Genomic DNA, 2531 nt, shown 5'->3' on the forward strand with positions numbered 1-2531 from the left:
AAGAAAAAAATACCTGCATAGTAACAGGTTTAATCATTATTTCTCTTTTTTGATTTTCTAAAGGGCATCTTGTCAATCCATCTCGAAACTTCTAAGCAATAAAGACACTTGACCCAGCCTAATGTCACAACTGTGACTGTTAGGCGTAAAAATCTTTACTTCTCTATTATTTATTATTGCTGTTATACTTCTCATTGATACTTAAAATTCTAGATCTTCCCGAAACTTACTTCATATAGATTTACAAAACTTTATGATGGACAATAAGGCTTTTATATTTGTAGTTTATTAAAAATTAACATTAAATATTAATCAAAAATATTTTAATTAAGATCTCTCTTCTTTTATTAAATTAATATTATCTGCTGCAGTGCTTCTCATTGATATATTGAATTTGCTATCTTCATGAAACTTATTTCATTAAGATTTACAGCAGAAAATTTTAATGACAAATAACTTTTTACACTTTTCGTTAATTAAGACTTTACACCTGACATTTTTAAAAAGCGATTTGTTCAAGAATTATTTTGATCTTAACCAAATAATTTAAAATTAATGGTTTAATTATTATTAATTTGGTTTTGAATTACCCGAGAGGGTTTTACAAATCCATCTCGTTCTTTCTACGCTGAAACGCACCCACCTAGTTTAATGTCGTATAACGTTCCTGGGATTTAAGAAGTTCATGAAGCTTAGGGCAACTGCCCTTGCTGAATGAATTTGGATGGAGCGCAGCGGAATCTTCAATCCCATGTTAGGCGAAGTTCTTATTTTTGTATTAACTTATAATTAAAATATTTTCTTTCCATATCAATATCAAAGACATCAACTAAATATGAAAATTCACCTAATAAAACTTTTATCAAAAAAATATATTTTTTATTTTTAGGAGAAATTTTACTGATATATGTTTCTTTATTTTTAAATAAGGTTATTTTAAATTCATTATACTTTTGTTTTAAAATCTTATTATCTTTATTATCTTCTGGGTATGATATTTTAAAAAAAGGTTTATTATATGAATCATCAATATATAAATTATTACCAAAAAAGATTGAATGATAAAAATTACGAGTTATAATATTTTCTGTGCTATTAATAAATAATTCTGCTACTTCAACTGCTTCACGTACCTCTGCTTTAGATGGCATTTTATACTCATGCTCAAGTTTATTTCTTAATTCACGAATTTTAGAAACTAAAAATGAAGGAGCTATTCCAAATGAAGTAATAAACTTTAATTTAAAAGGAACTCCAGAAAATTTTTGATTTTCAATTTCGTATTCATTAATTAAACTTTTGATTTGAGAATAACAGTTTGCTTTTTCAAACTTACTGTAATTAAAACCATAAAAAAGAATAACAAGATCAATTTGACAATCTATAGCTCTTTTAGCATTACTTAAAGCACTTATTAATCCTTTCTTATCATTCATTTTTAGATTTTGCTGGGCAAAGCTCAGAAAATCTCGAGGTGAAATTTCAAAATCAAAAGAATAGTTTTCTAAATGTGCTACTGGTGGAACTCCTAAAGATATTTCTATATTAGTCCAATCAATATCAACTTTTTTAGTTAATTGAATTATTTCCATAGTTAACCCCCATTTATTTTATCAGGTTAAAGAATTTCGCCTAACGTCCCTGGGATTTAAGAAGTTTATGAGGCTTAGGGCGACTGCCCTTGCCGAATAAATTTGCAATGGAGCGCAGCGGAATCTTCAATCCCATGTTATCAGATGTAGCATTTTTTAAAAGGGTAATACAAAATCAGAGGTTGATACAGGCATCCAAGGGTAATTATAAGTAGTAGAAATAAAATCATTACTATAAATATTAAATTCACCCCAATATTCTGTAAGTGTACTTTCATCTGTATTATATTTTAAATTTTCATCACGTATATTCCAATTTCCATTATCTTTTTTATAAACATTAATTTGAGATGAAACAATTAAATCTCCTCTAGCTAGATGATCTTCTTTTATCAAATTAGTTTCTTTTCTTATAATATTTAATACTTTTTGAAAATCTGACAAAATTTCTTTATTATACTTTTTTAGGACACTTCTACTAAAAACAAACGAAATATCTTTTAACACTTCTAAATCATTTTCTTTCATAGTAGAACTTACTGATTCTGAGATGAAAATTAGCTTATCTTTGTAGTTTGGAAATTCGGATAAAATATTAGGAGAAACTATATTTAAGACTTTATATAGCTTATTATTAAAAATAGTATTTTCTTTACTAATATTAGAGCAGTGATAATTAATATCTATTTTTATCCATTTTTCATCTGAACTTTGATAAAAGAACAAATTACAATATTCATTTTCTATGTTACTCAAAGATTCATACCACTTTTCTTGAGTATTTGTAGGAACAATATCAGTTATCTGAATTATATTTAAAAGACCTTTTTCAACTGAATTTAAAATATGATTTCCATTTTGCTTAACTAATTCTACATCCTCTTTTTTCATTGGTCTAAAATGAGCTAAAGCATTTCTAACATTACTAATTTCATCTAA

The 2531-nt window shown here is 26.3% G+C and carries 2 protein-coding genes; both read right to left on the reverse strand.

All coding sequences use genetic code 11. The annotated features are described in order from the left end of the window. Nucleotides 1-767 precede the first annotated feature (767 nt). Nucleotides 768-1592, reverse strand: coding sequence for a hypothetical protein (locus HSACCH_RS00140; protein WP_005486931.1), 825 nt, complete (start codon nt 1590-1592; stop codon nt 768-770). A 156-nt stretch (nt 1593-1748) separates the two neighbouring features. Continuing rightward, a partial coding sequence (locus HSACCH_RS13895) for a hypothetical protein (protein WP_040476876.1) occupies nt 1749-2531 on the reverse strand: 783 nt, incomplete at its 5' end.

Source organism: Halanaerobium saccharolyticum subsp. saccharolyticum DSM 6643 (assembly GCF_000350165.1).
Taxonomy (GTDB): domain Bacteria; phylum Bacillota; class Halanaerobiia; order Halanaerobiales; family Halanaerobiaceae; genus Halanaerobium; species Halanaerobium saccharolyticum.